Source organism: Candidatus Neomarinimicrobiota bacterium (assembly GCA_034716895.1).
Taxonomy (GTDB): Bacteria; Fidelibacterota; UBA8477; order UBA8477; family JABMPR01; genus JABMPR01.
In genome coordinates, this window is record JAYEKW010000213.1 from 1 (window position 1) to 26,756 (window position 26,756).

The following is a 26,756-nucleotide window of genomic DNA, read 5'->3' on the forward strand; positions in this document are numbered from 1 at the left end:
GGAGACCTATTGTTTGACACAATGGGTGATGTTAATTACGACTACCAGACCGATATTTCTGACCTGATCCGGTTAATAAGTATCATTCTAGGCAATTTAACTGCTTCAGAGTATCAATTGGAAGTGGGTGACCTGAATCAGGATGAGCTGGTGACTATTGCTGACATATTGTTACTGGTTGACCATATCCTGCAATAGGGGCATAGAACTGGCAGGACCGCTTAGTACCTTTATGTTTAAAAAAAATTAATGGATATAGACTATGAAAACCATACCTGAAAAAGGCCTCGATCACGCTGAGATCCTGAAACAGATGCAGCAGTATGGAAGCAGGGACGTCAATTATCATGACTCCAAGACCTGGAGCCTGGTTTATCACCTCGATGAAGAACATACCGAGTTTCTGAAAAAAGCGTACAACCTCTACTTCTCTGAGAATGCCCTGAATCCCATGGCGTTTAAAAGCCTGAAACGCTTTGAAACAGAGGTGATCAACATGACTGCCACCATGCTTCATGGCGATAAAAAAGCGGTGGGAACCATTACCTCAGGTGGGACAGAAAGTTGTTTACTGCCGGTTCTGACCTATCGGGATATGGCTAGATCAAAGCGGAAACTGCCTTTCAAACCGGAGATGGTCGTTCCTGAGAGTGTCCATGTCGCCTGGACCAAAGCAGCTAAGTATTTTGGCGTGAAAATCATTTACGCCCCCTTGAAAAGTGATTTCAGAGTGGATGTAGAGGCCGTTCGGAAACTGATCAATCGTCGTACCGTTCTATTGGTGGGCTCGGCTCCTTCCTATCCCCACGGAGTGATTGATCCGATCGCTGAGTTGAGTCTGGTGGCGCAGCAGTTTGATATCCCCCTACATGTAGATGCCTGCCTGGGAGGCTTTTTGTTGCCCTTTATGGAAAAGAACGGAGAGGCTGTGCCGGAGTTTGATTTTCGACTGTCCGGTGTGACCTCTATTTCTGCTGATGTTCATAAATACGGTTTTGCGGCCAAGGGTGCCTCCACGGTTATTTATCGCAGTATGAAATACATGAAGCACCAGTTTTTTGTACATGAGAACTGGCCCGGTGGCATTTTTGCCTCACCAGCTCTATTGGGAACCCGTCCAGGAGGAGCTTTCGCAGCCGCCTGGGCTGCCATGCACGCCCTGGGAGAGGAAGGCTATTGCAAAAATGCCAGGGAGATCATGGAAGTTTCGGGTAAGCTTCAAGCCGGGATCAAGGCAATTGACGGTTTAAGGGTGATGGGTCATCCCGATATGAGTGTCTTTGGTTACCATTCAACGGATGACCAGGTCAACATTTTTGCAGTTGGTGATCAAATGGAAGCCCTGGGTTGGCACATCGACCGGTTACAGCAACCAGAGGGCTTGCATATCATGGTGGTTCCCGGTCATGCTAAAATTATTAAGAGTTTCCTGTCAGATCTTGAGAATGCTGTGGATACAGTTCGCAGTAATCCTGATCTGGCAGTCAAGGGCAGTGCCGCCATGTACGGTATGGTCGCCAGGCTGCCCTTTCGGGGAATGATCAAAAAGGAAGTTATGAAAATGATGGAGGAACTGTATAGCTCAAGGGGTTCCATGCCCATGGGTGATGATAATCCCTGGTCTGTACGGGTAATGGCCAAGGTCATGCAACGTTTTAAAAAGAGGTAATTTTACGACATATTATAAACCGTTGAAACGGTTATTGGCTTGCTGAACATATAGGAACCCACGACTTAAGTTGTGACACTAGGATAAGGAACCATTTTAATGGTTTATCAGGGAAGTAAAAAACAGAGACTAATTATTAGGAGCGAATACTAATGAAATACGAGCACATTGGTCAAATGATCATCGAAAAGATTGCAGAATATGGCAATCACACAGCCCTGAGGTATAAGGCAGAAGATAATTGGGCATCTTTGACCTATGTTGAGTTTGGGCAAAAGATCAGGCGATTGGCCTGTGCCCTGATCAATGCTGGAATTCAAAGAGGAGATACAGTGGGAATATACTCGGCCAATCGTTATGAATGGGCGGTGAGTGATTTTGCCTGCATCATGGCCGGGGCGGTCTCAGTACCCATTTATGCCACCAATACCAAGGAGCAAGCCCAATACATTGTCAAAGATGCCGGGATCAAGTTGATCTTCGTGGGAAATGAAGTGCAGTACCAGAATTTAGCTGCCATCCATTCAGAGGGGCTCTCGATCCAAATCGTTTCTTATGATCAGGATATTACTCTTGATGCATCAATTGCTGTTCGATTCAATGCGTTTTCAAATATCGAAGATGTGGCAGGATTTGAATCTGAGATCAATAGCCGAATGGATAAAATCAGGCAGGATGATCTGACCACCATTATTTACACATCTGGAACCACGGGCAATCCCAAGGGTGTGATGCTATCTCACGCCAATCTGTTTCATCAATTTGAAGCGGTCGACGCAAATTTCAGCGTGACCAACAAGGACACCTCGTTATGTTTTCTGCCATTGAGTCATGTCTATGAGCGGATGTGGTCCTATTACGTTTATCTGAAGGGGGCAACCCACACTTACCTGGAAGATCCCAAGCAGGTCATAGACACTATGCAGGAGATCAAGCCCACGGCCATGGTTTCCGTCCCCCGTTTGTACGAAAAGATCTATGCGGCAGTAATGAACAATCAGGAAAGTGCTTCAAAGTTGAAAAAGAGTCTGTTTGAAGCAGCCCTTAAAACGGGAGCGAACTATTACGCCAGATCATTCACTCAGCAGGATATCTCAACGGGTCTCAAGTTGAAACATAAGCTGTATGACAAGCTGGTCCTTTCGAAGATCCGGGCTTTGGTGGGGGGCGATAAGAATTTCTTCTCTGCCGGAGGGGCACCACTGGAAAAATCAATTGAGGAGTTCTTTCTGTCCTGTGGTTTGCTGATCTGTCAGGGTTATGGTCTGACAGAAACTTCACCCATGGTTTCCTACAACACACCAGGCGCGTTCAAGTTTGGAACTGTGGGAAAACTGGTTCCCAATTGCGAAGTCAAAATTGCTGATTCAGGGGAGATTCTGGTCAAGGGACCTCAGGTGATGTTGGGTTATTACAATAATCCAGAGGCAACGGCAGAATCCATTATTGATGGTTGGTTTCATACTGGAGATATTGGTGAATTTGATGAGGATGGCTATTTAATGATTACTGATCGAATCAAAGACCTGATCATTACCTCAGGTGGTAAAAATATTGCGCCTCTAAATATTGAAACCCTGGTGGGGAAGGATTTTTACATCGAACAGATCATTGCCATTGGGGACAAGCGCACATTCATCAGTGCCTTGGTTGTACCGGCTTTTGAGAGTCTGGAGATCTGGGCTCGGAAGAAGAAAATTCAATACAGCTCGCCCGAAGAGCTTATTGCTCATCCTCATGTTACAGAGTTTTATAAAAAACGGATTGAATTACAATCAAAATTACTGGCTCAATATGAAACGATTAAAAAGTTCAAACTGCTACCCAAACCTTTTACCATGGAAGCCGGGGAGATCACACCGACTTTGAAGCTGAAGCGCAAGCAGATCAATGAGAAATTTAAAGCTTTGATCGATAGTATGTATCATAAGAAGGATTCATAGATCAGATATTGAATAATTTCAGGGGGTATTGATCCTGGTAGCGACGCAAAATTTTGCGTCGCTACTATCTAGTTTTTTTGAAACCAAATATGAGTTTAAGCAAGCCCTTCATTTTGAATTTCCAGGTTCCACCGACGATCATCACAAATCCGACCCAGCGCCGGTAGATAAATCCGGGGACAGGTGTCCAATAGAACTGCTTATTCAGGGGTAAATAATCTGTTACAATTGCTCGTGTTTCTGTCATCTCCAGTAACCCCACTTCACCATGGGTTCGTCCGATACCACTTTGTTTAAAGCCACCCCAGGGTAGGTTGGGAATACCATGTGAGACCAGGTGGTTATTGATGGTGACCACACCAGCCTGTAATTGTGAGGCGATCTGACGACCCAGGCGGTGGTTTTTGGTCCAAACCGAAGCAGTTAAACCCAGGTCAGAGTCATTGGCCAGTTGAATAGCTTCCTCAATGGTCTTGAAAGACATGACCCCCAGTACAGGACCGAAAGTTTCTTCCTGCATGACAGTCATCTGATGATTTACATCCGTGAGAATAGTGGCGGGCAACGCCTGTTCTGTCTCACCATCGATCTGCGATAAAGCTGACACAACAGCTCCCTGATCAATAGCCTCTTTCAGTACTTTGCGAACCGCTTCCTGTTGGCGGGAAGTTGTCATGGTGCCGATATCACTACTAATTTGGGCTGGGTCTCCGACCTTGAGTTGTTCGACTTTTTTGCGCAGGATCTTCAGGAAAGGTTTATAGACATCCCGATGAACATAGACCCGTTCGATTCCGGCACAACTTTGACCCGAGTTGGAAAGACCAGCCCAGATCGCTCCATTGGCCGCTTTTTTCAAGTTGGCTTCAGCACAGATGATCATGGGATCGTTTCCGCCCAATTCCAGGGATACCGGGGTCAGGGTCTCGGCTGCTTTGGCCATGAGCTTCTTGCCAATAGGGACACTGCCGGTAAAGAAAAGTTTGTCGATCCCAGCTTCCAGGAATGCGTCGCCGGCAACTCGACCTGGCACATTCACCTGGATAAACAGGTCTTTTGGGAGCTCTCCAGCATCTATTATTTTCTGAATTATGCCACCCACCATCTGGGTCTCAGATGCAGCCTTATAAAGCAGGCCATTGCCGGACATCAGTGCCATGAGGATCTCATGGATGGGAATGGCCAGAGGATAGTTCCAGGGTGAAATGATCCCAATGACACCCATAGGAACATGCTGGAGTCGGTTACGGGTATAGAGTCCAAAGATATGCGAACCCTTGACTCGTCTGGGACGCAAGACCCGGGCAGTATGTTTGATATAATAATCAAAAGAAATGATTGCGGCGGATACTTCGGTCATGTAAGCATCCGGCAGGGTTTTTCCGTTATCCTGAGAAATGATGCGGGCAACCTCTTCACCGTGCTCAACCAGGTAACGCTGCATCTTGCGTAAAAATTTTCCCCGTTCAGCAAAAGAGAGCTGTGACCATTTAACTTGGGCTATCCGAATCCGTTTGACGGCCTCTCGGATGTCATCAATGGTATTTTGGGGTATTTTTCCCAGGGATTCCCCTGTGGCCGGATTGAAAGCTTCGGTATGTATATGTGTGGTCATAATTGTCCTCTTTGTTGTTCAGGAAAGGTATTCTTCAGGGAAGGTTTTAGTAGGATTATTTCGTGTCAATGGGGGATTCTACCAGGCCGAGATCAAATCCAAGCATAACAAGCATGTTCGTGTCTCACAAAGGTGAAAAAAGATTACGATACACACTTGGATAGCTATGAATTTTAAGCAGTACTGATTGATTCTACGTTTATCTTAGCCAAGGATATTTAGAATTGAAACAAACCTTGTCATGAACAATTTTATCCAAATGATGGGTCATAAATTAGCTATCAGGAATTGAAAATGAAGAAACTCAGCACGAAAGATCTTTGTAAAACCACTGATGATAATGCTCTAAAATTCAAGTCGACAGCAGATCTTCCCAGTCTTAAAAAGGTTATCGGGCAAGAACGAGCTGTACGGGCTCTGCAATTTGGTCTTGAATTACTGGCTCCGGGATACAATGTCTTTGTCGGTGGTTTGCCTGACACGGGCAAAAGCACTATTGTCAGGAACCTGGTAACCAAGTATGCTGCAACTAAGTCGGAACCACTGGACTGGATCCTGATCTTTAACTTCCGGGACGAATATCATCCCAAAGTCTTTAGTCTGCCTGCTGGTCAAGGTGTCAGGTTTGCCAAACAGATGAAACGTTTGATCGGTAGTTTGAGCACGGATCTACCTAAAGTTTTCAAGGGTGAGCTATATGCCAAGCGAAAGAAGGAAATAACGGCAGAATTTGATACGGGTCGTGAAGAGATAATCGCTGGTGTCAATGCAGAAGCAGCCGAACAAAGCATCCAATTGACCATGAGTCAAGAAGGCTTTCAGACTATTCCGCTCAAGGACGGGGAGCCCCTGAGTGAAGAGATGTTTGCGGCGCTTACTGAGCCAGAACAAACCGACCTGAACGAACGGATCAGTCTGATCCAGAACCTGTTGCGCGATGCCCTAAGTGATATGTCTGAGTTGGAGGAAGAGCGGAAAGATGTGGTGGAAAATCTCCAGGAAAAGATCGCTCTGGAGTCGGTGGAACATCGGATTGGTCGCTTGTTTGAGAATTATGCCAAGTACCCTGATATCATAGAATATTTAAAAGATGTCCGGGATGATATTGCTGAACATGTGAAGGAGTTCACTGGCATGGAAACTATTCAGGAGGATGAAGCCACTCCTCAGCAGGTCCAGAAAGTCTTACTGGTACGTTATAAGGTAAACTTACTGGTTGATAACAGTCGTCAGAAAGGAGCTCCCGTTGTCATAGATACGAATCCCTCTTACTATAACCTGTTTGGTCGGATCGATAAAAAGGCAGTTATGGGAGCCTGGTACAGTGATTTTACCATGATCACTGCCGGGGCGTTGCTTAAAGCCAATGGTGGTTTTTTAATCCTGGACATCCAGAGTGTTCTGCAAAATGCCCATGTTTGGGAACCCTTAAAACGAGCCCTTAAAAATAAATCCCTGCAGATCGAAGATGTGAATGAACAATTTGGATTTTCATCAACAACATCCTTGAGACCAGAACCAATTCCCCTGGATCTGAATGTGGTTCTATTGGGTCGGTCTGATTATTTCCGCTATCTGCAGGAAGTGGATGAGGCTTTCAATAAAACATTTAAGGTGCGAGCTGATTTTGATTATGAGGTAACCCGAAATACTGAGAATGAACACCTTTTCTGTCAATTTATCGCCCGGGTCTGTCGTGAAGGAAAGTTACCCCACTTCACTTCTCAGGCTGCTACTCAGATCATTGTTTACAGCTCCAGGCTGGCTGGTGATCAGGGAAAATTATCCCTGCAGTTCGGTGCCATGGTTGGGCTTATCACTGAAGCTGCCTACTGGGCTAAAAAGAAAAAGCATCGTCAGGTTCAGAAAGAAGATGTCCGACGGGCTATCATGGAAAAGCTCTTCAGAGGCAGTCTCTACGAGGAAAAAGTGTGGGATAACATAAAAAGCGAGACCTTACTGATCGATGTTACTGGAGAACGAGTGGGGCAGATCAATGGACTGGCTGTTTATTCCATGGGTGATAATTCCTTTGGGAAACCCTCCCGGATCACAGCGACAACCTATCTGGGCGAACCCGGCATCATTGCAGTTGAGCGAGAAGCAAAACTTTCAGGGAAGACTTATGACAAGGGTAATCTGATCATTAACGGTTACCTGGGGCAGACCTTTGCCCAGAATTTCCCACTATCCGTGGCCATCACCCTGACCTTTGAACAATCATATGGTGGGATCGATGGTGACAGTGCCAGTTCTACGGAGATATATGCCATTCTTTCGGCATTGTCCGGCTTTCCGGTTAAACAAGGGGTCGCAGTGACAGGTTCGGTGAATCAGTGGGGGGAGATTCAGGCCATCGGTGGTGTTAACGAAAAGATCGAGGGCTTTTTTCATCTTTGCTCTATGCGGGGTTTGACTGGTGAACAGGGTGTTGTTATTCCTCAATCCAATGTGGAAAATTTGATGATTATGCCGGATATCCAGGAGGCAGTTAAGGCAGATAAGTTTCATATCTGGGCGGTGGGTACCATCGCTGAGGGTATTGAGCTACTTACTGGTGTATCGGCTGGTGTGGTAAATAAACATGGCAATTTTCCGGCACGAACTGTCTTTGGAGCAGCTCAGAGCAAGCTGAAGAAGTATTTTTTAAAGGGGCAGGCTTTGGGGAAATAGTTTTCGAGTTGCGAATTTCTGAGTTGCTGAGTTGCTGAATTCAGGGGGGATAAGGACGTTGAGCTTTGTCGAAACGACCGATGTAAGATAACATTTCGGGTTTGATATGGATTTGTGGTGGGGCTCTTAAAAAGGAAAAGGTAATGGCTTATGCGGCTCAATAGTTGCTTGGTTAAATACTTGTGAAAAATAAATGGTGTGATATATCATTCAGCATTGATTTACCTGTGAGGGAACGTTAGTTTTTGCTCATGAACGGGTTAGGAAATCCAAGGTCGGATAGACTTCAAAAAGTGGTGACAAAATTACCGGTAGACCTGCATCCCTCCTGGCTTGTACAAACGCTGTTTAATACTGGAAAACCAATCGATACAAATCATAAAATCATAATTTCGTTTATCAGGAGTTCAGATTCATGACGAAAAAAGTTGTACGTATTAATGAGGCTACCATTCGCTTTGCTGGAGATTCAGGCGATGGTATGCAGCTAACCGGCACACGCTTCACTGAAGCAACTGCCATTGTTGGTAATGATCTAAAGACCATTCCAAATTATCCTTCAGAGATTCGAGCACCACTGGGAACCCTGGCTGGAGTTAGTGCCTTCCAGTTGATGTTCGGCTCATCGCGGGTCTTTACTCCAGGTGATATTCCAGATACCCTGGTAGCCATGAATCCGGCTGCTTTAAAGGTTCATCTCAAGGATCTGAAAAAGGGCGGTACTATTCTGGCCAATGCGAATGCTTTTACGGCCAAGAATTTAAAAATGGCTGGCTGGGAAACGAACCCCCTCGAGGATGATACACTGAATGGATTTACTGTTTACAGTATGGAAATGTCCAAACTGGTTGGCAAAGCGTTGGAAGATTCTGATCTGACTTCCAAAGGGATCGAGCGTACCAAGAATATGTTTGCTTTGGGTGTGCTTTTTTGGATGTATAACCGGCCAGTTGAACCGACTGAAACCTGGCTTCGTAAAAAATTCGGCAAGAATCCAGCAATAGCAGAAGCCAATATCACAGCGATGAAAACCGGATATAATTACGGTGAGACAACTGAAATCTTTACCACTTCCTATGCTGTTGAGAAAGCAGAACTGCCCAAAGGCAAATACCGAAATATCACCGGCAATGTGGCTGTCGCTTATGGCTTGGTAGCTGCAGCGAAGAAAGCGGGTAAGGAATTGTTTTTAGGATCCTATCCCATTACACCTGCCAGTGAGATCCTGCACACCTTATCCGGTTTAAGAAACTTTGGTGTTAAAACCTTTCAAGCCGAGGATGAGATTGCTGGTATCACTTCAGCCATTGGTGCTTCTTATGCTGGCGACCTGGCCTGTACCACAACTTCAGGCCCGGGAATGGCGCTGAAAACGGAAGCAATCGGATTGGCAATTATTACTGAATTGCCCCTGGTGATCATCAACGTTCAGAGGGGTGGCCCCAGTACGGGAATGCCTACCAAAATGGAACAATCCGATCTATTCCAGGCTGTTCTTGGGCGCAATAGTGATGCACCTATTCCAGTGATTGCAGCACAGGATCCGGCTGACTGTTTTGACTGTGCTTTTGAAGCAGCCAGGGTTGCTCTGAAATATATGACTCCGGTCATTGTCCTGAGCGACGGTTATCTGGGACAAGGTTCGGGTCCCTGGCAAATTCCTGACCCGAAAGATTTACCGGAAATCAAGGTGACTCACCCTGATCCATCAGCTCGCGGTGAAGATGGATTTATGCCATACGCGCGTGATGAGAATGAGGCCCGTCCCTGGGCAATACCTGGTACCAAGGGTTTGGAACATCGCATTGGTGGTCTGGAAAAAGAGAACCTTACCGGTATGGTCAGTCAGGATCCAGAGAATCACCAACTTATGACTGATATCCGGGCAAGGAAGGTTCAGAAAATCACTCAGGAAATACCGGCACTCGAGATTTGCGGAGATTCCAAAGGGGACTTGCTGGTTATTGGCTGGGGTAGCACCCATGGTTCTATTCATGTGGCTGTCGAGCGGGCTCGCAAGGCTGGACGATCTGTCAGTCATATACATCTGCGTTGGGTGAGTCCTTATCCGGCAGATTTGAAAACGATCTGTGACAGTTTTGATGAGATCCTGATTCCTGAAGTAAATTCGGGTCAGTTGTCATTACTGTTGAGGGCTGAATTGCTGAGACCCATTCACCAACTGAACAAGGTTCGTGGAGAACCCTTCCGTGCTTCAGAGATCGAAAACAAAATCAATGAGATCCTCGGTTAAGTCCCGAGCAACAATAGATAAGGTATAGTAAGATGAGTGAGACTATTCAAGGTATAGAAGAGTTGAATCTAACCAGGAAAGATTTTGTACCCAGTAACGAAGTGCGCTGGTGTCCGGGTTGCGGTGATTACTCAATTCTGGCCAACATGCAAAAGACCCTGCCAGTGCTGGGTGTCAAAAAAGAAAATTACGCTTTTATCTCCGGTATTGGCTGTTCCAGTCGTTTCCCTTATTATATGGATACTTATGGTTTTCATTCGATCCATGGTAGGGCTCCGGCTATTGCATCCGGCGTTAAGCTGGCCAACCCCGATCTGGCGGTCTGGGTCATAACCGGTGATGGTGATGGGTTTTCCATTGGCGGCAATCACATGATCCATGTGTTGCGGCGGAATATCGATCTGAATATCCTCTTGTTTAATAACCGGATCTATGGTTTAACCAAGGGTCAGTATTCTCCAACCTCTCAACTGGGTATGAAGACCAAGTCATCTCCGTTTGGTTCAATTGACCGCCCCTTTAACCCCAGTGCTGTTGCTCTGGGAGCCAACGCAACGTTTATCGCCCGGGCGCTGGATGTTGACGGCAAGGGTTTACAGGAAAATATTAAACGAGCCCAACGTCATAAGGGAGCTTCCTTTATTGAGGTTTATCAGAACTGTGTCATCTTCAATGATGGTGAATTTTCCGATGTTGAGAACAAGGCGACCAGGCCGGATAGTGCTCTCTTTGTGGTGCATGGTGAACCCATGATCTTTGGCAAGGAACACGACAAGGGAATCATCATGAAGGATAACCACCCCAAGGTGGTTTCTCTGGGTGGCGACTGGTCGGAAAAAGATCTGCTGGTACATGATGAGACTAATTCCAATATCACGAATCTCTTACTGGAGATGACCTTCGATCCATTGAATCCAACTCCATTTGGTGTGTTGCGGGCAATTGAAGCGCCTACCTATGATGAACTATTGCATTCACAGATCAGTGATGTGATTAGGATTAAGGGAGAAGGTACTCTGGAAGATCTGTTTTATTCCGGCGATGTTTGGGAAATTAAGTAGCACTTGTTCGAGGATAGATTAGTTAGCAGCCCGCGACTTAAGGGCTGTTGTATCGAAAACTAGGGGTGAAATATGTTTCAATATGATGAAAAAGTTCTGAAGGATCAGCTCCTTGAGCTCATCCGTTTAGCCGCTACAGATTTGCCAAAAGATGTGGTAGATGCCATCCTGGAGGCGCAGCAGAATGAACCCGAGGGTTCAGCCGCTCGTAGTGTATTTGGGATGCTACTGAAGAATATTGATCTGGCACGGGATGAATCCACACCGATCTGTCAGGATACGGGGACCAATATCTACCTGATCCATATTCCGGAAGGTGTTTCCATGCTGAAGCTCACGGCGCTTATTAAAGAGGCTACCGCTGAGGCCGTGGAGAAGAGTTATCTGCGACCCAATGCAGTGGATTCGATTACCGGGAAGAATTCAGGAAATAATATTGGTGAAGGTCAACCTTTCATTCATTTCGAAGAATGGGATAAGGATTACATCGAGTTCAAATTGATGCTTAAAGGGGGGGGATGCGAGAATGTTTCTACTCAATATAAGCTGCCAGATGTTGCTCTGGGTGCCGGCCGTGATCTGGATGGTGTTTACAAGGTGATCGTGGATGCAGTCAATGCTGCTCAGGGTTTGGGCTGTGCTCCCGGAATTTTGGGAATCGGAATCGGCGGAGATCGGACCTCTTCCCATCTGGCTGCCAAGACTCAACTTTTTAGAAAAATTACAGACACCAACGACAATCCTGAATTAGTTGAATTGGAAGCCAGACTCAAGGATGATCTGAACAAATTAGGCATTGGTCCCATGGGCTTTGGTGGTAACACCACAGTGTTGGGAGTGAAAATGGGAGCTTTGCACCGCTTACCGGCATCCTTTTTTGTATCAATTGCTTATATGTGCTGGGCTTATCGTCGACACAGCATGATCTTGAAGGCCAGTGGGGAGGTAACCTATGATTAAGTTACAATTACCGGTTTCCGAGGAAGCCATTCGCGAATTGAAGATTGGGGATGAAGTAGTCATTTCAGGTCTTATGGTAACAGCCCGGGATGCTGCCCATAAATATATCCATGAGAATTGGCCGGATTGGCTCAATCCCATTATGGAAAATAGCATGATCTACCATTGTGGACCCGTTGTCAAACAACACGATGATGGTTCCTGGTCATTTGTGGCTGCTGGTCCAACCACCAGTATCCGTGAAGAACCGTATGAAGCATCTGTCATGGAACACTACAAAGTGCGGGCAGTGATCGGAAAAGGTGGCATGGGTGCTCAAACGCTGGCTGGTTTAGCCAAATCCGGTGGTGTCTATCTACATGCTATTGGCGGACTGGCTGCCTCACTGGCTAAATCTGTGGTCAAGGTCAAGGACGTTTACATGTTGGAGGAACTGGGTGTTCCTGAAGCTTTCTGGCACATTGAGGTCAAGGATTTTCCAGCCGTAGTCACCATGGATAGTCATGGCGGCTCTCTGCATACAACTATCAAGGCTCAATCAGACGAGGTGGCTGAAAAGTTGATCTTTGGCTGATTGTTGCCATAGGAATTATTTTGATTTTATTTACGGTAGAGACGCAATGCATTGCGTCTCTACTCCTTTTTTCTACAGATATCTAAAAACGTATGAACATGACGGGCTTAAAAGTTTATAATTGTAAGCTATGATGAAGCAATTCAAAGCCAGAGGTGGTCAGCAGAAGTTTAAGCAACGAATTTACATTGCGCTGAGCCTGAGTATCGTATTCACCATCGGTCTATTTGTCTGGATATATTTTTTAGCTCAGGACCTGCCCTCACTGGATGAGTTGGAACGTTACGACCCTGACCTGATCACCCGTATTGTTTCGTCTGATGATCAGGTGATCCAGGAACTTTTTACGACTCAACGCACCCTGGTCAAATCCAATGAAATTCCACCCCATGTAAAAAAGGCGCTTATCGTCACTGAAGACCAACGTTTTTACAGCCACTGGGGCATGAATCTTTTTAGAACCGTCTACAGCATCAGTCTTAATCTTCTGACTGGTGAAATACATGGTGGTGCCTCTTCGCTAACCCAGCAACTGGCACGTAGTCTATACGCCCGGATCGGTTTCAAGCAGACCTATCTACGAAAGATCCGAGAGCTGATCACAGCAGTTCAGATCGAACACACTTTTACCAAAGAAGAGATCCTGACCATGTACCTGAATACGGTGTATTTCGGACATGGAGCTTACGGTATCCAGGCGGCTTCCACCAAATATTTTAATAAACGGGTTGAAAATTTGACCCTTGACGAAGGTGCCATTCTGGTGGGTATGTTGAGAGCACCTGCTTATTATTCACCCATCACCCATCCTGATCGTTCTCACCATGTGCGCAATGTGGTGATCAATTCCATGTTCCGTGAAAAAGCCATCAATGCTGTTGAACGCAATTATTTCAAGTCCCTTCCTATTGATACTTATACTCCTGACAGTATGGCCGCCGGTAATGTAGCGCCTCATTTTGGAGAATATGTCCGCCGTCAACTTGAAAAAGAGGATGATGAGCTGGGTGTGGATCTCTATCGTGATGGCTTGACCATCTATACCAGTCTGGATACCCGAATGCAGACGATTGCCAACCAGGTGGTGGCCAAAGAACTGGATCGGGTTCAGGCCATTTTTGATGCGCGAATGCTTGATAAAAACTCTCAGGCATTGGCTGAAATTCTGGAAAGATATAAGATCGAGTTAACGGTTGATACGGTGCGACTGATGATCAGTGATTCAGTTGAGATGACACCGCAAATCGAACAATTATTAACAGTTCAGGCCCAGTTGATCTCGTTAGATGTTGAAACGGGTCAGATCAAAGCCATGGTCGGCGGTAAGGATTTCAATAAATCCAAATGGAACCGGGCGACCCAGATGATCCGGCAACCCGGGTCATCTTTTAAGGCATTTCTATACACGGCTGCTATTGATAATGGGTATCCTGTAACAACTACGTTGCTTAATCAGCCTGTGGTGATCAAGACCGGCAAGAATGATTCAACCGATTGGCGTCCCAAGAATTATGACCTTAGCATGGGAGGGGAGACCACCCTGCGAGAAGGAATTCGACGTTCATTGAATTTGATCGCTGTCAGAACAATTCAGGAATTAATAGCTCCGGCGGCGGTTGTAGAAAAAGCTCGAGCCATGGGTATCACAACACGGTTGTACCCCGGTGATGCGCTGGCTTTGGGAGCTTCTGCTGTTTACCCCATGGAAATGGCGGCGGCTTATGCCGTTTATCCCCGGTTAGGAATATGGATCCAACCGCTGGGAATTTTGTCAGTTCAGGATCGCTTTGGGGGAACACTGCGAAACTATACACCGGATCGTAAAGAGGTTTTGGGTCGTGGGACCTCATACATCATGATATCGCTGCTTGAGACCGTTGCCAATCGGGGGACCGGGGTTGGTGCTCGAACCAGATTTGGTTTTCATGAACCATCCGGAGGCAAGACCGGTACCACAACAGGCTTTACCGATGCCTGGTATGTGGGCTTTACTACGCGTTTATCCACAGCGGTCTGGGTTGGTATGGATTCTCAAGGTATCAGTCTTGGACCCGGTATGGCTGGCTCGGCATTAGGAGTGCCTATCTGGGCTCAGTACATGAAAGCTGTATATGATAGTCTGGACTGGGATCGGCAGGAATTCGAAATTCCAGAAGCATCCATTGTTTATGCAAATGTATGCTCAGAGACGCATAAGTTGGCTACTGAGTATTGCACCCCGGAGCGGGAGGTTTTCCTGCCTGGTACGGTACCCACTCAATATTGTGACATCCACGGGAATCTTAAAAAACCTGATGTAATTGATTTTTAATTTACAGATTACAGACGCGAGCATCGCGTCTCTACGAACCTACCAACCCCCCAACCAGCCAACGTCCGAACCTCCAAACGTCCCAACCCCCAAACATCCAAACTATTAAAACGAAAAATGTTTGATGGATTCGCCCTGTTCGGCAATATGGGACATGGCTTCGATACCTATCTCCAGGTGCAGATCCACATATTTTCTGGTTACGCTCTGATCCAGAGCTTCCGTTTTCACACCTTCAGCCACCATGGGTAGATCACTAACCAGTAGTAAAGCGCCCCGGGGGATATTGTTAGCCAGTCCGGTAATAAAGATTGTGGCTGTTTCCATATCGATTCCGATTGCCCGGATTTCCCGCAGGTACTCCTTGAAGGCAGTATCATGTTCCCAGACCCGTCGATTGGTCGTATAAACAACTCCCGTACGATAATCCAGATCATGGTCCACCAAAATCTGGGAAGTGTACTTATGGATCTTGAAGCTGGGCATGGCTGGGACTTCAGGCCGGAGGTAGTCATTACTGGTTCCCTCGCCGCGGATGGCGGCAATGGGTAGTATGAAGTGCCCCAGTTCTGTGGATTGCTTCAGGCCGCCACATTTACCCAGAAAGAGTACACCATAGGGATCTACTGCTGAAAGCAGATCCATTATGGTAGCTGCATTAGCGCTCCCCATGCCAAAATTAATAATACTCACGCCATCTTTATTGGTGGCCACTGTCATGGAGCGATCCTCGCCGTAGATCGGCACATCAAACCGGGCAGCAAATTTTTCCACATAGTTTTTGAAGTTGGTGAGGAGAATGCGATCTCCGAAGGCTTCGGGTTCAACTCCCGTATAGCGGTAGAGCCAGTTTTTTACGATTTCTTGTTTGGTTTCCATACGGTTAATCTAAACAAACATCAGGTTCTCCAAAATGATTTGAATAATAAGTTGTAATCATCATCAACACAGAGGAAATTCGACGACATGTTCAAATTCGGATCATATTTGTTTTTATTATCAGCAATGCTATTCGTGATATCCTGTACTTCCCATTCGGTTATCTCACCGGAGCCTTTAAAGCCAAATGAAAGTTACCAGGGTGTGGTCCTGTCGGCTGAGAATCTGGTACCTCAATTTATTTATCGGAAAGGGTTGGGAGAGCGGGTGGATGGTGGTATCCGCATTGGGTTGTTACCCATTCATGGCAGTGGGGTCGATATGACCGTTATTCTCAGAGATGAGGGTAAACGTTTACATACCATGAATTTTGCAGCCACTTATGCTGAGCAGAGTGCTTTTGAAACCACTTATTTCAATGTTTCCAGAAAGGAAAGATCCAAAACGATTCGCCGGGACGGGAAGGTGTTTAAGCAAACCGAGCAGAGTGTCTTTAATTATGGGTATCTGGGACTACGGTATGTTTATATCCCGCGAGGGTTCTGGGGTGATAACAAGCATCTTTTTGGAATGCTCTGGGGTCTCAATTTTCGTAAGAGTTGGGGTGTTGAGTTTGGCTATTTTCATGACTTTTCCGGATTGAGATCAGTCTCGGAGTATGGCTTCAACCCCAAATATGCCCCGTTGACGGGATTGTCTATGAGAATCTGGTTTGGGGATTTGAAAAAATCATAAACCGGTCAAAAATCCATCAAAACTAACTCACCACTCACCACTTGTTACTCACCACAGAGCTATGACCCAAATCACTTAAATGTCCCATTTTCATGTCACTTGAATTGCATTCCGCAAATACGCTTGAATTGAAACTGACCTAAATCTATATTCTCGACCTATAACAGGAGAAATTATACCTTATTTTCAGGGTAAAAATATTAGTAATGCAGAAAGAATTTGGCTCATTTATAAGCCGAAGGGATTGATTATAAAATCAAATATGAAGGAGTTCACCATGAAACGATTGTTCTCTACCAGCCTATTGCTTGCCTTTGTCATGCTCATGACGACAGGTGCTTTCGCTGACCTGAAAACTAATCCTAATGCTGATTGCGATGTCTGTTTAAAGACCTCCATAGATGGAAATTTAGATGTTAATTGGAGTGTAGCACCCGTTGATGCCCTCTCTCTTCGCGATGAGATCCTGGCTTATCATGATGGAACCTTTGAAGGTCAGATTGGTTGTGGCGGCGGTTGTGCATTTGGTGTTCGCTTTACTGCTGATGCCCCTCAGATCCTGACTGGATTAACCATTTACACTCAGGGTGATGCTGCAGCTGTATCAGCTATCGTCAGTATTTACCTTGATCCGGCCGGTGCAGCTGCTGGTCCTCCCAGTCTTCCAGCAGGTCCTGGTGACGGAACTGCAGCCTGGGAATCTGATATGGTAGATCTGTCATCTCCTGATGGCACGACCCAACAGTTTGATCTGGTTGTCGGCGATCTGGTGATCGATGGTGGTGATTACTACGTTGTGGTTTGGGAAAACGACAGTGGTTTCATGGGTATCGGGAACGATCTTCAGTTCAATTATATTGATAGAAACTGGGTAAACACTGAAACGGGTTGGGAAACGATCAATGATGCTGTTGGTGGCGATGCTGCTCTTGTTGGAAACTTTGGTATCACCGCTACTTACATTTATCAGAATATTGAAGGTTCGTATATGACGGTTGGTCCAACCAATGTTGATTTTGGTGTGCTCCAGCTTGATGATAGCCCTTTTACCCAGGATGTGACCATTTCCAATCTGGGGAATACAGATTTTGATGTGACTTCCATTGTTGTGGATGGTTTGGACTTCAGCACTGCGCTGGCCACTCCCGTTACCGTTACAGCCGGAACCTCGGTTGTCATGGATGTTACTTTCGCCCCAACAGGTGAAGGTGCCGCCGCTGGAACCTATACAATTACCTCAGATGCTGATAATACCACCGAAGTCGTAGTAACCGCTTCGGCCATGGTATATGATGGTTTTCCCGAATACATGATCTGGAATCCTTCCGCCTCCATAAGTGGTCAAGCCTTTCTGGATGGTCTTGAGGGTCTGGGATATACTGCTGTCCTCACAACTGACCTGTTCATGTTTGGTGACCCCGTTGATGCTGAGTACTCAGCTATTTTTGTGACTCTGGGAATGTACGGTGATAACAATTATGTACTGGTTGAGGGATCAGCTGAAGTGACTGCTTTGGTTGATTATGCCATGGCTGGTAATCCGATCTATATGGAGGGTGGAGACACCTGGGCCTATAACGAGCAGACCTCGTTGCATGGCTTTTTTGGCATTGATGGTACTGCCGATGGTAGTGGCGATCTGGAAGCAACTGTGGGAGCGAACCTGCTGGCCGGAATGGACTATGATTATGTTGGTGTAAATAGTTTTGTGGATCACCTGGCACCTGCCTCTCTGGATGCCATGGTCTTTCATACCAATCCTGCTGATGACGAAGCCTGTGGTATTGGAAATTTAAGCCCCGGTGCCAATACGATTGGTAATTCCTTTGAATTTGGTGGTTTAGTGGATGGTGCCAGCACAGTAAACGATCTACTGATCGAATACGTTAATTTCCTGGCCATGCCTTATACAGATCTGTGGGCACCGTCAATTTCCGGTGTAACTCAGTTTAATTATACTTTGGATGAAACTGGTCCATACACAATAGAAGCCCTGATCATTGATAATGTAGGTGTGGATTTCGCAATCCTGTTTTACAACATTAATGGTGGTGCATTCACGAGTGTATCCATGTCTGATGATGGTGCAGGCATTTTTAGTGCTGATATCCCTGGTCAAGTGATTGGCAGTACCATTGGATACTACCTTATGGCCATGGATGAAGAAGGCAATGAGGGCTTCTCACCTGAAGCTGCTCCATCAGCACTATATGTGTTTGATGTTGTCTCTCACCTGCCTCCCACCTTTGTGGAAGCTATTTCCGGACTTGATGGACAGGTTGATTTGACCTGGCTGGCTCCCGGTACAGAAGCTCCTCCACTGTTGGATTGTGCTGATTTTGCTATAGATGCCCTGCCCTTCACTGCTACAGGAACTAACCTGGGTATGGGTGATGATTTTCCAGTGCAGCCTTCACAGGGTGAGGATGTTGCCTATCAGTTGAATGTTTCAACCAGTTCGACCTATACCATTTCACTTTGTAACGGAACAGATTACGATTCCAAACTTGAAGTTTTCATGGAGGATTGTGTTACTTCAACCGGCTATTACAATGATGATGCCTGTGGTTTGCAATCCGAGCTGACCGGTGTTTTTCTTGAAACTGGAACCTACCTCATTGTTATTGATGGATGGTCCGGAAGCACAGGTAACTATGTGTTGGATGTTTTTGAAGAAGCTGGTCGTGCTGTACCTGAGATGGTCTCATATGACTTGCGTTTTGAAGTTGAGAAATTGCGTGCAAACAATATCCTGATTACCCCCGGATTATTGAATACTACGCCGACTCACTACTATTCGACTCGCGAATTCCGTGAACTGCTCAATTATGGGATCTATCGAAATACCAGTTCTCCAGTATTGATCGAAGCTGGAAATCAACTAGAGGTTGTTGGACTCGATCCGATGGCCTATACTGATTCTCCAGTGAGCAACGGGATTAGTTACTTCTACCGTATTTCTGCTATTTATGATGATGGTGAATCAGCAGCAGGAGAAGTTGAAGCTATTCCTGTGAATCACCTTCCCGGTATCCCTACTGGATTGCAAGGGGTTGTTGATGATATGACAGTAACCCTGGACTGGGATGACAATACGGACTATGATTTTGATTACTACAATGTCTATCGCGATGATAGCCTGATTGATACGTCACCTGTCTCCAATTACGTCGATGTTCTCACAGTTGGTGGAATCTATGAATATGCGGTTACCGCAGTTGATGCTGAAGATGCTGAATCAGAGATGTCTGATGACGTGACCATGCTGGTTGGCAATCTGCCACCCATGCGTCTCTCTGCAGAATCCGGTTTGGACGGAACCGTGGAGTTGGAATGGGCTGAGCCCGGTGACCTGCTGCCTGGTCTGTTGGATTGTGCCGATGAACTAATCGAAGAACTGCCCTTCTATGCCACCGGTACAAACACTGGCATGGGTGATGACTTTGATGTAAGCGGCAGCGATAATGAAGATTATGCTTATCAGCTCTGGATGCCCGAAGACGGTACAGTGGATATTACTGTCTGTGACGCGGTAACGGATTATGATACTAAACTGGAGATATTCAACGAGGATTGCTTTACCACCACAGGTTACTACAATGATGATGCTGCCTGTGAATTCTCAGGAGTTCAATCAACCATTGAAGGTGCTTTCCTGCCGGAAGGTCTCTATTTGATCGTGGTTGATGGATTCAGTTCCAGCAATGGTAACTTTGGTATCACAGTGACTGAATCTGGTGCCCGTAGTGAATATGTAGCTGCCGATCCGGCTGCTGAACTTGCCAAACTGGCTGCAAATGGTATTGAACTGGAAGCCTGGGAAATGTCCTCTGCTCCCCAACGGACAGTCAGTCTCCGCGAACAGCTCGGCTACCTGGTCTATCGTGATGCTGAGGCTGTGTCAGAAACCCTGGATGTTGCTATCCTGGGTTACAATGACCAGTACATTCCCAATGGTGTGGAATACTGCTACATCGTTGAAGCCATTTACGATGATGGCAACTCTGCTTCCAATCAAGCCTGTGCTACTCCAGTGAACTGGTTGCCAGCTGCACCTCAGAATCTGACATTTACCATTGATGATCATGATATCACACTGGCCTGGGATGCCAATACAGATTATGATCTGGAATCCTATAATATCTATCGTGACGATGAATTGATCCTGAATACAGATGCGATTACATTTTCAGAGAATCTACCCATCAGTAACATCTACTATTACTATGTAACTGCTGTGGATGCTGATGGCGGCGAGTCTGCCGGCAGCAATACGGCTATCCTGCCTGTTGGTAACTTACCCCCAGCCATGGCCAATGCTGAATCCGGTCTGGATGGTGCCGTGAATCTGACCTGGATGGCACCAGGCACAGTTGGCGGTGACGGTCTCTACGAAGATTTTGAAAGTGGGATCTTCCCACCAGCAGAATGGAGCATGCTGCAGTCCAATGCCAATGCCACCTGGATGCTGTACGATGATATTCTAGGCGATCCAGCCTTTGAAGGCGTTTTTTCATCAGGTGTCTGGTGGGATATGGGACATCAGGATGAATGGTTGATCTCGCCTGAGTTCATGGCAGGAGCTACTGATGTTTTGACCTTCTGGTCCTACGCACAGCAAGCTTCTGAACATGGCGATCATTATAATGTGAACATTTCTACTGACGGTGGAATGAGCTGGGATGTCCTGTTGGATATGTCTGCTCTGCCACCTTTTGATAATCCGGAAAATCCCGGCTGGAATGACTGGCAGGTACCCTATGTGGTCGATCTGTCAGGTTATGCCGGTCAGAATGTCCAGTTAGCCTGGCAAGCCGTTGATGGTGATGGCCAGGGTCTCTGGTACATCTGGTTATTGGATGCCATTACGGTGGGTCCTGAAGGCGGCGCAGCTACCTTTGTTGCCAATACCGGATCCTGGGGCACTTATCCTGAAAACGCCTCCCGTGAAAATGCTGATCAGTTGTATTCCGTTGGTGATTACCCTGAGTTTGAGCCGGTCCTGATCAATAGTCCTGCTCGCGAAATGCGTTCAGAATTACAAGGTTATACGATCTATCGTTCAGAGACCAGTCCGGTTGTGGCTGATGCTACCACCTTCCTGGTTGATGCCGATACACTAACTTTTGACTATTTCGATTTTGTACCGCTGATCAATGGTACCTCCTACTATTATCTGATCTCAGCCAATTATCCGGATGAGACCTCCTATTCACCTGAACTAGTGGGAACCCCTATGAACCATGCTCCGGCTGCGCCTGTTGGCTTGACCGGTACTGGTGATGAGGATTCAAACGTCCTGCTTGATTGGGATGACAATACCGAATACGACTTTGCCACTTACAATGTATATCGTGATGATGTGTTCGTTATAAATGTAGCAATCTCTGAATTTTCTGAATTGCTTGCCGCTCCTGGTGTGTATGAATACATGATCACAGCCATTGATAATGAGGATGCTGAATCTGATCCAAGTGAACCACTGATGGTACCTACCGGTCCATTGCCTCCTGAAAGACTACATGCTGAATCCGGTCTGGACGGACAGGTCTATCTGACCTGGGCTGCACCTGGCGATATTGCTTCCATAGTCACCATCGAGATCTTTTCAGATAATTATCCAGGTGAAACATCCTGGGATCTCTTCAATGAGGATGGTGAGCTGATCGCTGATGATGGCGGGATGATCTCAAGTCCGGCCACCCTGTTTTCATGGGAATTGGAACTGTCTCCCAGTGTCTATACCTGGACCATTTACGATGCCTTTGGTGATGGTATCTGCTGTGCCTATGGAGAGGGTTATTATAACCTGATCGTTAATGGTATGACTATTGCGACAGGTGGTGATTTTGGAACTGATGAAAGCTGGACCTTTGACAGCGGTGGCATCGTTCTGGCTCGTACAATGAGTCATTTTGTTGGTACACCCATCGGTGACAAGGGTGGCGTACCATTGAATTACGCTCAATTAGCTCAGATCACTGAGGAACTTGAAGTACCGATCTACGAAAACAACAATACTGCAGATCGCAGCTTTGATGGTTTTCAGGTTTATCGGGATGATGTTGCTGTTTCTGATGTTCTGACCACTGATACGTACAGTTATATGGATGGCTGGAATGTGGATGAAGACCTGGATAACGGTACGCAATACTGCTATACCGTTGCCGCTGTCTACACTGCTGCAACCACCTATTCTAATGAAGACTGTGCCACACCGCTTAATCACGCACCTTCCGTGCCTCAGAATGTGACGGCCACTGTGGATGATGCCACCAACGAATTATCCGTTGATTGGGATGATGCTCCTGACTATGACTTATCAGGCTACAATGTGTATATCAATGATGAATTCCACACCTTTGTAGATACATCACAGATGGTTGAGATCATGGTTGATGGTACCTATCATATCCGGATAAAGACCGTGGATGAAGGTAACCTGGAATCTGATCCGTCTGCCCGTTTGCTGGTAATCGTGGGTGAAGCTCCTCCGGAAAACCTGACTGCTGATGGGAATTTTGATGATCATATCGAACTGAATTGGCGTGAACCAGGTGGTGGCGGTAGTGCTGCTGAATTCCGTTATGATGATGATGTCATAACAGCTCAGCTTGGATTTGGTGCCAATGAAAATGCTATCTTAGGTGCCAGTCATCCGGTCAACGCCGTGCTGAATTCAGTAAGCTGGTATCTGACTTCCAATGAAGTTCATACCGAAGCCAAGATCTTTATCTTTGGGCTGGATGGAGCTGGCGTACCGGATGTGAACCAACCACTCCATGAATCAGCCATGTTGCCTAATGTGGATGATAGTTGGAATGATTATGAACTGCCGGAACCAGTAGTTGCTGAAAATGGTTTCTTTATTGGTGTCTCCACACCGGGTGTCTTTACCGCTATTGGTACTGATGATGGTGTTGGCGCTCCCTGGGAATTTGTACCGGGTACTCAATGGGGTACAGCCGATTATACAGTTGGTAATGACTGGTTGGATGTTGGTCCGGCCGGATTCCCGCTGAACTTCTCGATCCGGGGTTATGGAGAGATGTTTGAAACGGTTGCCGTGGATTATCAGGTGAGTGAGCATCGTCAGAGCAAGGAAGATTATCTTGAATTGACCATAATCCCTTGTGAGCCGCGCAATATTGCCCGGATTGAAGAGACCAGTTCTACTCGTGACATCACCGGCTACAATGTTTACCGTGATGGTGATCTAGTTGGTACAACCGATGGAACCACTTTCGATGATCCGGTTGTTGAAGACGAACCATATATGTATGAAATCACTGCAACCTATAGCAATGGCGAAGATTCAGGTCCCTCCAACCTGGTGGAAGCCCGTGCCAATATGGCTCCGGGTCCAGTCACCAGTTTCAATACTCAGATGAGCGGATTCTGGAGCGTTTCCTTTGAATGGGAAGATCCCAGCCAGAATATGGATGGATCTGATTGTTATGATCTTGAAGGTATCATGATCAAACGCAATAATGTTGAAATTGCCATCGTGGATGCTGATGAATGGTACTTTGCCGATAATGGTATTCCGGCTGGAGAGAATATTTACGAATTTATTCCCTTCGATGAAGTACCCAACTATGGTGCAGCCGTGATCGCTGTTGCCTGGGGTGGCCCACCGCCAACTGCTTTCGACTTTGAGAGTGGCGTCTTGCCACCGGCTTGGAATCAAAGCAATCCCACCGTTCCCTGGATGGTTGGAACTGCGGCTGATCTGTCAAGTGGTTTCTGGGCAATTCCGGACAATGGCAGTTTAATCGCCGCTCTTAATGATGATGCTGCTGGATCCGGTGTTGATGGAAATAACATGCTGTTCACCGAAGCTTTGGATTTTGGTAACTCTAATAATGTCCAATTGGTCTTTGACAGTTTCTACAATGGAGCGTACAGTTCTATTGCTACTGTAGAGTATCGAGTGGGAGCCAACGGTGCCTGGCAGGTACTTGAACTGGTTGGAGCTGCAGATGTCTGGGTTGAGGTATCTATTGACCTGAGTCTGCTGGCCGGTCTTGATGAAGTCTACATTGGTTTCCATCATGATGATGCAGGAACCTGGGCCTCTGGTTGGGCCATCGATAATATCATGTTTGAAGGCCTGAGCGGCTTGCTGGTTGGCGACCTTAATGGTGATGGTACTCTGGATATTCTGGATATCACTCGCATGATCGAGATCGTTACCATGACCGGTGCCGAAGTAACTCCTGATGAGTTGGCAGTTCTGGATATCAATGGTGATGGCGCTTACAATGTGCTTGATGTTGTGATCCTGATTGAGGCTGTTCTTGCTCAGCCCACGCTGGCCAAGGATACGCATCCCATCAAGGATGTCACCGTGGTGGTTGAGCCAATGACCCTGGCCAATAATCGTGAATGGCAGAACATTCCGGTAACTGTGACCTATGAAGGGTTGATCGCTGGTTTCCAGGCTGACCTGGTCTTTGATCCGGCAGTCGTTGAACTGGGTGTTCCAGTACTGGCAGAGGGTAACGATAATGTGGCCGTCTATACTTCGCTCAGCGAAAACACCATGCGTGTTTTGGCTATTGATCTTACTGGTGGCCAGATCGATCTGTCTTCCGGTCTGCTCATGAATGTTCCAGTTCAGGTCATTGATGAGAATGCCACTGGAGCCACTGACTTTGCAGTTGAGGGTCTGGTGCTTTCAGGTCCTGGCGGAGTTGAGATCGAATGTGAGTGTCTGGTCAGTATCATTGATATTGGCTTACCGGCACCCACCGAGTTCAGCTTGATGCAGAACTATCCCAACCCCTTTAACCCGACCACCAATATTCGTTATGATATTGCTGAAGCCGGTGTAGCCAGGTTGGTGATCTACAATATGCTGGGTCAGCAGGTTCGTACGCTGGTATCCGGTCGTCAGGATGTTGGTCGTTATGAGGTGTTGTGGAATGGTCTGAATGACGCAGGTCAACCAGTTGCAACGGGTATCTATATTTACCATTTGCAGGCTGGAGATTATTCCAAGACCCATAAGATGGCTTTCATCAAATAAACCGTTAAAAAACCTTGTGAAGGCTTCTGTCTTCGCAAGGTTAAGATATTTAAAAGGCGCGGACTTAACTCCGCGCCTTTTTTTTAAAAGATCAATCTGCGTAGATCTGTGCCAATCAGCGGATAAAAAAAGTTTAGAATAAGCCAAACAAATGCAGGGAGTGACTCAGGTCAATTTCCGGCGAATTGTTACATTTTTGCTACTTTTAATCCTTGGAGGACTTGGTGTAACAGTCTATTATGATGAAAATCACGAGAATGAAAGGCATTAGCAGATAACCTGCTGATATTGTTTTATTTATAGCGTGCAAACAAAAAAACGGAGGAAGTATGTGGCGTAGATTGTTACTAACAGGTCTAGTATTGACTTTTGCTTTTTCCCTGGGTTTGGCATCAGACGCAATGCAGATGACACCCATGGAGAAGGCCCTGACCAAATATGATAACGGTCAGACATTAACCGTGGCTGAGAAGACTCTAATTAGTTCAGAGTTGGCCATTCGTGATGCTGCTATTCAGATGCGGCTTCAGGAAGAAGGCAGGCTCAACCATTTTTCAACAAATAACCTGCGATCTGCACTGTCTGAAGGATTCGAGGGTGCATTTCCACCAGCGGGATGGACAACAATAAATGCCGATGGTGATTCATATGAATTCAATCAAACCTTCACAACTTGGTTAGACCCACATACTGGAAGCTATGGTGCTCAAGCAATTGGATGTGAAGATGATTGGCTGATCACACCAAAACTCAGCCCAACTACAGGGGATGCCACCCTTAGCTTTTGGGAAGGTCTTGAATCTTCCTCCTATCCTTACTCATATGAGCTATATGTGTCCACAGCAACTAGTGATACAGCTGATTTTGTTTTACTTGCATCCTATGTTGCCAATACCGCCGATTGGACAGAGGTAATAGTAGACCTCTCAGCCTATATCGACCAGAATATTTATGTTGCCTGGCATGTAACGAATTCAGCTAGCACATCCTGGGACTTTGGTTTTGATGATGTTTCAGGTCCTGAAATTTATGTAGCACCTGAGCCACCCGT

General features: G+C 46.3%; 14 protein-coding genes. 12 read left to right on the plus strand and 2 right to left on the minus strand.

Annotation, left to right across the window (positions count from 1 at the left end):
* The 3 genes from U9Q77_12465 to U9Q77_12475 form a co-directional block, all read left to right on the plus strand.
* Positions 1-198 (plus strand): dockerin type I domain-containing protein (locus U9Q77_12465; protein ID MEA3288172.1); only part of this gene is annotated, 198 nt, incomplete at its 5' end.
* A 64-nt stretch (positions 199-262) separates the two neighbouring features.
* Positions 263-1,669 carry an aspartate aminotransferase family protein gene (locus tag U9Q77_12470; protein MEA3288173.1) on the plus strand — a complete coding sequence of 469 codons (1,407 nt, stop codon included), beginning with the start codon at positions 263-265 and terminating at the stop codon, positions 1,667-1,669.
* A gap of 152 nt (positions 1,670-1,821) precedes the next feature.
* Positions 1,822-3,612, plus strand: coding sequence for a long-chain fatty acid--CoA ligase (locus U9Q77_12475; GenBank protein ID MEA3288174.1), 1,791 nt, complete (start codon positions 1,822-1,824; stop codon positions 3,610-3,612).
* 64 nt (positions 3,613-3,676) lie between these two features.
* On the opposite strand, the gene U9Q77_12480 is transcribed toward U9Q77_12475, so the two are convergent.
* Positions 3,677-5,227 carry an aldehyde dehydrogenase family protein gene (locus tag U9Q77_12480; protein ID MEA3288175.1) on the minus strand — a complete coding sequence of 517 codons (1,551 nt, stop codon included), beginning with the start codon at positions 5,225-5,227 and terminating at the stop codon, positions 3,677-3,679.
* 294 nt (positions 5,228-5,521) lie between these two features.
* Between U9Q77_12480 and U9Q77_12485 the strand changes: the two genes are divergently transcribed.
* From U9Q77_12485 to U9Q77_12510, 6 genes are all read left to right on the plus strand, one after another.
* Positions 5,522-7,900, plus strand: coding sequence for an ATP-binding protein (locus tag U9Q77_12485; protein ID MEA3288176.1), 2,379 nt, complete (start codon positions 5,522-5,524; stop codon positions 7,898-7,900).
* 415 nt (positions 7,901-8,315) lie between these two features.
* Entirely contained in the window at positions 8,316-10,154 is a 1,839-nt protein-coding gene (locus U9Q77_12490; GenBank protein ID MEA3288177.1) for a 2-oxoacid:acceptor oxidoreductase subunit alpha, read from the plus strand.
* A gap of 32 nt (positions 10,155-10,186) precedes the next feature.
* Complete coding sequence (locus tag U9Q77_12495) at positions 10,187-11,215, plus strand: 2-oxoacid:ferredoxin oxidoreductase subunit beta (GenBank protein MEA3288178.1); 1,029 nt, start codon at positions 10,187-10,189, stop codon at positions 11,213-11,215.
* A gap of 72 nt (positions 11,216-11,287) precedes the next feature.
* Positions 11,288-12,175 (plus strand): fumarate hydratase, encoded by an 888-nt coding sequence (locus tag U9Q77_12500; protein ID MEA3288179.1) that lies wholly within the window; start codon positions 11,288-11,290, stop codon positions 12,173-12,175.
* Complete coding sequence (locus tag U9Q77_12505) at positions 12,168-12,749, plus strand: FumA C-terminus/TtdB family hydratase beta subunit (GenBank protein MEA3288180.1); 582 nt, start codon at positions 12,168-12,170, stop codon at positions 12,747-12,749. Before U9Q77_12500 ends, U9Q77_12505 begins: the two co-directional genes overlap by 8 nt.
* 130 nt (positions 12,750-12,879) lie before the next feature.
* A complete protein-coding gene (locus U9Q77_12510) occupies positions 12,880-15,060 on the plus strand; it encodes a PBP1A family penicillin-binding protein (protein ID MEA3288181.1) in 2,181 nt (726 codons plus the stop codon).
* 105 nt (positions 15,061-15,165) lie between these two features.
* Here the strand turns inward: U9Q77_12510 and U9Q77_12515 are convergent, their stop codons facing one another.
* Positions 15,166-15,939 (minus strand): AMP nucleosidase, encoded by a 774-nt coding sequence (locus U9Q77_12515; GenBank protein MEA3288182.1) that lies wholly within the window; start codon positions 15,937-15,939, stop codon positions 15,166-15,168.
* Positions 15,940-16,026: 87 nt separating this feature from the next.
* Between U9Q77_12515 and U9Q77_12520 the strand changes: the two genes are divergently transcribed.
* The 3 genes from U9Q77_12520 to U9Q77_12530 all read left to right on the plus strand — a co-directional run.
* The gene (locus U9Q77_12520) at positions 16,027-16,674 is read left to right on the plus strand and encodes a hypothetical protein (GenBank protein ID MEA3288183.1); all 648 of its coding nucleotides are present in this window, start codon (positions 16,027-16,029) and stop codon (positions 16,672-16,674) included.
* Positions 16,675-16,951: 277 nt separating this feature from the next.
* On the plus strand, positions 16,952-25,705 hold the full coding sequence (locus tag U9Q77_12525) for a choice-of-anchor J domain-containing protein (GenBank protein ID MEA3288184.1): 8,754 nt from the start codon (positions 16,952-16,954) through the stop codon (positions 25,703-25,705).
* A 329-nt stretch (positions 25,706-26,034) separates the two neighbouring features.
* Positions 26,035-26,756: choice-of-anchor J domain-containing protein (locus U9Q77_12530; protein MEA3288185.1), on the plus strand; the 722-nt coding region annotated here is incomplete at its 3' end.